Annotated in this window: 11 protein-coding genes; all 11 read left to right on the top strand. The window is 37.2% G+C overall.

Annotated elements, in window-relative coordinates; genetic code table 11:
• Nucleotides 1-304: 304 nt before the first annotated feature.
• The 11 genes from BP621_RS13110 (at nt 305) to BP621_RS13060 (ending at nt 5,980) form a co-directional block, all read left to right on the top strand.
• Nucleotides 305-1,096, top strand: coding sequence for a (Fe-S)-binding protein (locus BP621_RS13110; protein WP_292390686.1), 792 nt, complete (start codon nt 305-307; stop codon nt 1,094-1,096).
• Nucleotides 1,097-1,132: 36 nt separating this feature from the next.
• Nucleotides 1,133-1,513, top strand: coding sequence for a DsrE/DsrF/TusD sulfur relay family protein (locus BP621_RS13105; protein ID WP_292390684.1), 381 nt, complete (start codon nt 1,133-1,135; stop codon nt 1,511-1,513).
• A 42-nt stretch (nt 1,514-1,555) separates the two neighbouring features.
• Nucleotides 1,556-1,900 carry a DsrE family protein gene (locus BP621_RS13100; RefSeq protein WP_292390681.1) on the top strand — a complete coding sequence of 115 codons (345 nt, stop codon included), beginning with the start codon at nt 1,556-1,558 and terminating at the stop codon, nt 1,898-1,900.
• A gap of 33 nt (nt 1,901-1,933) precedes the next feature.
• Nucleotides 1,934-2,233, top strand: a complete 300-nt coding sequence (tusB, locus tag BP621_RS13095) for a sulfurtransferase complex subunit TusB (RefSeq protein ID WP_292390678.1) — start codon at nt 1,934-1,936, stop codon at nt 2,231-2,233.
• Between the two features lie 140 nt (nt 2,234-2,373).
• Entirely contained in the window at nt 2,374-2,658 is a 285-nt protein-coding gene (locus tag BP621_RS13090) for a hypothetical protein (RefSeq protein ID WP_292390676.1), read from the top strand.
• 101 nt (nt 2,659-2,759) lie between these two features.
• Nucleotides 2,760-3,230 carry an arsenate reductase ArsC gene (locus BP621_RS13085; RefSeq protein WP_292390675.1) on the top strand — a complete coding sequence of 157 codons (471 nt, stop codon included), beginning with the start codon at nt 2,760-2,762 and terminating at the stop codon, nt 3,228-3,230.
• A gap of 145 nt (nt 3,231-3,375) precedes the next feature.
• Nucleotides 3,376-3,675 (top strand): ArsR/SmtB family transcription factor, encoded by a 300-nt coding sequence (locus BP621_RS13080; protein WP_292390673.1) that lies wholly within the window; start codon nt 3,376-3,378, stop codon nt 3,673-3,675.
• Nucleotides 3,676-3,974: 299 nt separating this feature from the next.
• Complete coding sequence (locus tag BP621_RS13075; RefSeq protein ID WP_292390672.1) at nt 3,975-4,850, top strand: permease; 876 nt, start codon at nt 3,975-3,977, stop codon at nt 4,848-4,850.
• 78 nt (nt 4,851-4,928) lie between these two features.
• Entirely contained in the window at nt 4,929-5,162 is a 234-nt protein-coding gene (locus BP621_RS13070; protein WP_292390670.1) for a thioredoxin family protein, read from the top strand.
• 66 nt (nt 5,163-5,228) lie between these two features.
• Complete coding sequence (locus BP621_RS13065) at nt 5,229-5,612, top strand: putative zinc-binding protein (RefSeq protein ID WP_292390667.1); 384 nt, start codon at nt 5,229-5,231, stop codon at nt 5,610-5,612.
• Nucleotides 5,613-5,659: 47 nt separating this feature from the next.
• Nucleotides 5,660-5,980 carry a DUF6951 family protein gene (locus tag BP621_RS13060; RefSeq protein WP_292390666.1) on the top strand — a complete coding sequence of 107 codons (321 nt, stop codon included), beginning with the start codon at nt 5,660-5,662 and terminating at the stop codon, nt 5,978-5,980.
• The last annotated feature ends 853 nt before the right edge of the window (nt 5,981-6,833 follow it).

Below are 6,833 nucleotides of genomic sequence, written 5' to 3'. Positions count from 1 at the left end.
CTCGCACTAAATTTCTTAATCTATTATCTTGCAATCTTAAGTCAACTTGGTCCAGATTATCTTTTTCTATTATTGTAAATTTCATCGTTTAATTCGATTTTTAATCTAATATGGATTTATTGGGTCTTATACAGAAGGTAAAATCAACTATATGGTGTATTCATATCAATCTTTTTTGATACCCGCCCTGGGGATTTTTAAAAAGTAAAACCATATAAATTAAGATAATCAAATTTCACTTTAAAAAATTATGATATTATCTCAGAAAATGAGTTAAATTTCATAACCCTCGTAGGTGTTAAAAATGCCTGGAAATCCTAATGAGATAAAGCTAGTAAACAATGCTATGTCCAATGCTACCCGACGAAAGATAATGAACTTTTTATCAGCAGGAGACAAAAGTACCGGGGAAATTGGAGGGGAAGTAGGGAAGACCATGCTAGATTTCCATCTCAAGCTTCTGCAACAGGCAAGCCTGATTGAGATCGAAGAAGGTACTGTGAAACTAAGTGAATATGGTAAAAATTTCCTTGAAGATAAAGAAGATAAAAGTGTGAATAAAATTACAGACATTTCTCAGGCAAAACCTATAGAGATTACTGAAGTAAGACAGCTGTTGCCCTGTATAGCAGATTCTTCGAAATTCAGGGTAATTGCAAATATGGCTCCTTCTCTAGGTGAAACTCTCAAGGTTCTTGAGCCTCTCTTTCCCAGAGGAAGATACTCAGATAAGATAAGCGCTCTGATAATGCAAAAAGGAGAGATTATTACAACTGTTTACGGCACTGGAAAAGTTACAATGACCATGATTAAAAACGAAGACGAGGCAAAAGAAGCTCTTGAGAACCTGAGAAGTACTATCAATGAGGCTATTGCAAAAGGCGTCGCTCCGGCTCCCAGGGAAAAAGTCAGGGTCGAGCCCATGGAACTATACTTGCCTCAGACTAATTGCGGTAAATGTGGGGAGCAGAGCTGTTATACCTTCGCCATAAAGCTCATGAGTAGTGAAGCCTCCCTTGACAAATGTACATCGCTCAAGGAACCGAAGTATGCAACCAATCAGGAACATCTTCAGGTTTTAACTGCTTATATTTAGTCACAATTACTAATCTATTATTAGTTGGAGAAAGCTTTGAAGATACTAACAATAGTACTCACTGATGGCCCGTACATCTCTGAGTACGCTGAGATTGCCTATAAACTCGCTGAGGCTGCACTTCAGCAATATAAAGTAAATATATTCCTGTACCTGGATGCAGTACATATCCCCAAAAAAGGTCAGGATCCATCCTTTTTCATCAATATAGGACAACTTTTTTCTGGACTTACGGAAAAAGCGGTGGTAATTCGAGCGTGTGCTCGATGTGCTGGTGCAAGAGGCTACCTTCCAGAAGAAGAGATTATACAGGGGAGTAACTGCAGAGACTATTTTCCTAGAATAAGAATTACCAGCCTTTATGAGCTGTCGGAAATGTTGAGTAAAAGTGACAGAGTAATTTCACTTTCAAGATAAAGTTTTAATAATGAGACTCTATTTTTTGGAGGTTCAGGCCCAATGAAATCAGTTTTCTATCTGTTGGACACAGCTCCATATGGTAGTGAAAAAGCGTTTGGAGCATTGAATGCGGCTGCTGTAAGTCTTTGTGAGATGGATGTCACTCTTGGACTTTATAGAGATGGAGTTTATCTTGCAGTTGCGGGTCAAGACAGCAGAAAGCTTGGATTACCAAATCTTGCGGATATTCTTTATGCATACGGAGAGTTAAGAGTACTTGTGCACGAACCCTCACTGATGGAAAGGCACCTTTTCGGGGAAATTTTGATAGAAACCCTGGAACTGGCAGATGAAGAAGAATTTTTCGAAGCGATGGAAAGCTCAGATTGTGTTATTTCGTTTTAATGCTAGCTGATTTAGGATTATTCGGGTGATAATATGAAGCAAGAAAAATTGGATGTATTCCTGCTAACAAAGCCTCCCTTCAGTTCTAGATCGGAGTTATGCCTCAAACTGGCTGCTCGCTCCGGAAAAGCCAGACTCTACCTTGCAGGAGACGGAGTATATCACCTGCTTGGTGGAGTAGAAGAATTTTCAAAGTGTGAAATTTATGCATGTAAAGAAGACCTTGAGGCCAGAGCTATTAAGGCAGGAAAAAAAGTGACAGTATTGGATAACTTTTACTCTGATTTTATAGAGGATATAATGGAGCATTGTAGGCACGAGTATACCTATTAAATGTCTGGCATTACTAATATGAGATTACTTTTTTGCTTTTCAGGCAAGAGTGCCAGATTTTACTTTGCCGAATTTTACTTTTATACTTTCACCTGCTCCTTATATTTATTGAAAAGAAGTGTTGAATCGGATTGATTTCTATGGTTGAGAATATTCCGAGCGAGATAGTAAAAGATCTGCAGTCTGCCTGCCAGTTACATGAGCAGGCAATCTGTAACCATGATAAATGCAGGGAATTTAGCGAAAGCTTATCTGACCTTTTAGTCAGATTTGAGGATATGAAGTTCTATCGAATTGCTGACCGACTGATGAGTATTCTTTTAAACTGCAAGCCAAAAGGTGCTTCTCACTGTGAAAAAGCGAATCTCGTTGGAGAGATGATGAAGGAGATTGTAAAAGAGGCAAAGAATGCAGCTAAAATATGAGAACTAAAACCAATGAAATCTTCTGGAATCTTGAACATTTTGATATTAGAATACAATATCAATCACAACGCTGATCTATTATCATAGGTGACAATAAAGAAATGGTAACAAACACGAGATCACAGGAAAAGAAGAAGATCCTTTTTCTGTGCACCCATAACTCGGCTAGGTCACAGATGGCAGAAGGCCTTTTAAGATCTATTTATGGAGATCGATACGAGGCTTACAGCGCCGGCGTTGAGGCCACAACTGTTAATCCTCATGCTGTTATAGTCATGAAGGAAATCGGTATCGATATTTCCAGTCAGTACTCCAAAACTCCTCAAGAATTTCAAGATACCATTTTTGACTTAGCAGTTACTGTCTGCGATCGGGCTAAAGTGGCCTGTCCTACCTGCAGCACGAATCTGGAGTTCTCTACCATATTTCCCAGAGCAAGGCAAGTAATTCACAAAAGTTTTGATGATCCCGCCGTGTCTATGGGATCGGAAGAAGAACGGCTAAGAGTCTTCAGGCGAGTCAGAGATGAAATAAAAGACTGGATCTTGAAGACATTTGAGAAAATGCCCTGAATTTGAAAAACATAAATATGCTCTATTTTATTAACCTGAATAACTGTGAAAATCAAAATAGTCTTTATTTCATATTTATAAACAATAATTTTGATTTCCTATCTTAAAAAAGATATATATTCTCAAAGATTCAATGATTATTGATATGATTAATGAAGAAAATATACAGCTTTTCAAAGCCCTAAGCGAAGATACAAGGTACAGAATCATTAAAGCTTTAATAGAATCTGAGAGTGAATGCAAAGAGAATAAATACGGTCACAAAGGAGAACTATGCGCCTGTGAGATTCCTGAACTAATTGGTAGAACTCAGTCCAATACTTCAATGCACCTTGCGAAGTTGCAGGACTGGGGGATAATTAAGGTAAGAAAAGAAGGAAAGATGAGGCTTTATTCCATAGAAAACGATAAAATCAGGAAGATTCTCAAAGTTGTTGAAGAATAATTTTGGACTTATTTTTCGAATTGGTTTAAGGTCGAATATTCTAAGTTTATATTTTAGTATAACTTCTTGAATTTTTTAAAATCTAATGTGTATAAGTGTCCAGTATTAAGCAGGAAACTGAGTTCAACCATTTTCGTTACTTTTATATCCTATAAACATTACATCAATATTTATTGATATAATCAAGGATTACTATGTCTAAAAACACGGTGAAATCTTAAAGAAGGACTCCAAAATGGTTGATGTATTCTATCCCCTTCAATGGATTGCTGATAAACTGACATATGAGGTATTTGGGATTGCACCTGACACGCACCTTGCAGCCAGTGTTAACTTCATCATTTATGATGATCTTTGCTGTCTCGTATATCAGAACCTACGTGACTCCCGAAAAAACCCGAAAGGTGCTTGGAGGCAAAACAGGGCTGCAATATTATCTATTAGCTTCCATGCTCGGAGCAGTGACACCTTTTTGTTCCTGTTCATCAGTCCCTCTTTTTATTGGTTTCGTGGAAGCTGGAATTCCTCTTGGAGTGACTTTCTCCTTCCTTATTACCTCTCCCCTAGTAAATGAGGCTGCAATAGCTGCATTGTGGGTTACTATTGGTCTTAAAGCAACCTTGATTTATATATTGTCAGGTATTTTGCTTGGAGTCTTTGGTGGGTATATTATAGGCCTCCTGAAGATGGAAAAATATGTAGCTGATTTCGTTTACAAGATCAAAGTGGGGAATCAGAACAGAAAACTAGAAGCTCTAAGTATAAAAGAAAGAGCCGCTATTGCTTTTGACAATGTTAAAGACATCGTGGAAAAAGTATGGCTCTATGTGATTATCGGAGTTACTTTGGGAGGAATCTTTCACGGATATGCCCCCGAAGGCATCCTTGCACAATATGCAGGGAAGGACAATTTGTTTGCTGTTCCAATTGCGGTCGTTATAGGGGTGCCCTTATACTCAAACATTACGGGTATGATCCCAATCGTGGAAAGCCTTATTGGAAAAGGACTTCCAGTAGGCACTGCCCTAGCCTTCCTTATGGCAGTTACTGCACTTTCGCTTCCTGAAATGATTATCCTGAAGAAGGTACTTAAAAACGAGTTGATTGGAGCCTTTGTTTTAATTGTTACGGTATCGATCATATTTACAGGATACCTGTTTAACATCATTCTCTGAGATTAAAATATTCTGAAACATCAAAAGAAAGAAAAAATTAACAAGACAAAAACAAAAACAAAGTATGAGGCTAAAAATATGAAAATTGAAATTCTTGGAACTGGATGTTCAAAGTGCAACAAAACAAAAGAAGTTATTGAAAAAGTATTGAAGAATGATGGGGTTGAAGCCGAAGTTGTTAAGATCGAAGATGTTGAAAAAATCCTGAATTACGGCGTTATGATCACTCCTGCAGTCGTCATTGACGGGGAAGTGAAACTAGTGGGTAAAGTTCCAGATGAAAAAGAGATTCGAAAGTGGATTTCTCAATAACAGAAAAGGCCTAGTCTATATCAAAAATACTAAAATTCAAATAACAATCAGAAAGGAGAATAAATAATGGCAGAAGAGGTAAAATGTGCATGCGGTTCAGCAAATGTGGCAATTTTCCCATGTGTAGGGGCCTCAAATGTGGGTCAGCTCTCAAATAAAATTGCAATTGAACTGGAAAAACAGAATATTGGAACCCTTATGTGTACTGCAGGAATTGGTGCAAGAGCTCCAGGGCTTATGAAGTCTGCAGAAGCCTCTGACCGTATAATCGCAATTGATGGCTGTCCTGTGAACTGTGCAAGCAAAACTCTCGAACTTGCAGGCTTCAAAGTAGATCGTCAGATTGTTATCTCTGAATTTGGGATCAAAAAAACCAAAGAGAAAGAACTCAAAGGGGATGAATTCTCCATAGCTCTTGAAAATACCTTTAAGACTTTACAGTCCGAGTAATCTCGGACTCGAAAAACGTGCGTAATCAAGAAATAGAAGGTGACCTGTTGACTGAATTTACTGTAAATTCCACACTTTGTGATTTTGTTCACAAAATCCGCGGAAGCAAAAAAGGAAACAAAATCATTGTTGACATAGAAACCCCATGTGAAAAGATAAGTAAATTTTCTCACATGGAAATTCCCATGATGGAAATCCTAGACATCAAGAATAACTATGTGATTGATAGAGCACAGGAAGCAAAGTGCTGCTCAAATTGCCTTGTGCCTTGTGCAGTACTCAACCTCTGCAGAATGGAGAGTGGTTTCCTTGCAAAATCCTTGGTAAAAAAAGCAGGCAGCATCAGCATCGAATTCCATGACATCTGAAGTTTTTATATAGAGCAAATTTGAGAAACCTAGAAGCCTTCTCACTTTCAGGCTTTAAGTTTCAAGCTCTCGGCAGGCAACCCACATAATGTCTTTTGCTTATATCCAGATCTTCATTCAAAATTTCAACTGAAAATCCAGCTTCACTTAAAATCTTGAGATACTCTTCTTTAAGCAAAGGCAGTGTTGCAAATTTGCTGTAAATTCAAAGTCAAATTTTTAAATATTGTATTTTATCTTTTTTTCATTGTAATCAGTTTAAGGTATATTTGCAGTAGAGTTCCCACTTCCTGCAACAGAAGAACTCATTTCTAATAAAGTGGGTTGCATATTGAGATACATAGGAACGAATTCTCGGTTTTTATATTTCTCTACAAGTTTGAATTCGTTTTTTGATAGAAACCGATTGAGTCTCTTTTAGAATCAATTAGGATGTACCTACATCCTATATTATCACAAACTTCCAATGTTTTACCTAATGCTGCCAATAATAGATATGTTCCTATTTCCCTTCGCTCAAATTTCAAATCTACCGCTTATCTTGCAATTTTAACGCTAGGATATTTGCGATACTCGTAGTGCTCAAGTCCATCAGTTACAGCTGTGGCTTCGATTGTATCAGCAATAAGAGAGGCCATCCCAAAACCAATTTTATTCTCAAATAAATGAGAGTTTCATAATTATTTTCATGATCCAAAGCTCGATTGATTAATCCAAATTCAAAATTTCGAAAAGTAATTTTGAGTTTTGGGATCAGATGTATGAAAAATATCAGTTAATTGAGATAAATAGTTATAGCGTGTAGACTATATTTATACTAATATAAAAAACTTTATAGTGGGGTAAAGACATG

The sequence above is a fragment of the Methanosarcina sp. UBA5 genome, assembly GCF_002505485.1.
In the GTDB taxonomy this organism is placed as follows: Archaea; Halobacteriota; Methanosarcinia; order Methanosarcinales; family Methanosarcinaceae; genus Methanosarcina.
This window is presented reverse-complemented; position numbering and strand designations above follow the sequence as displayed.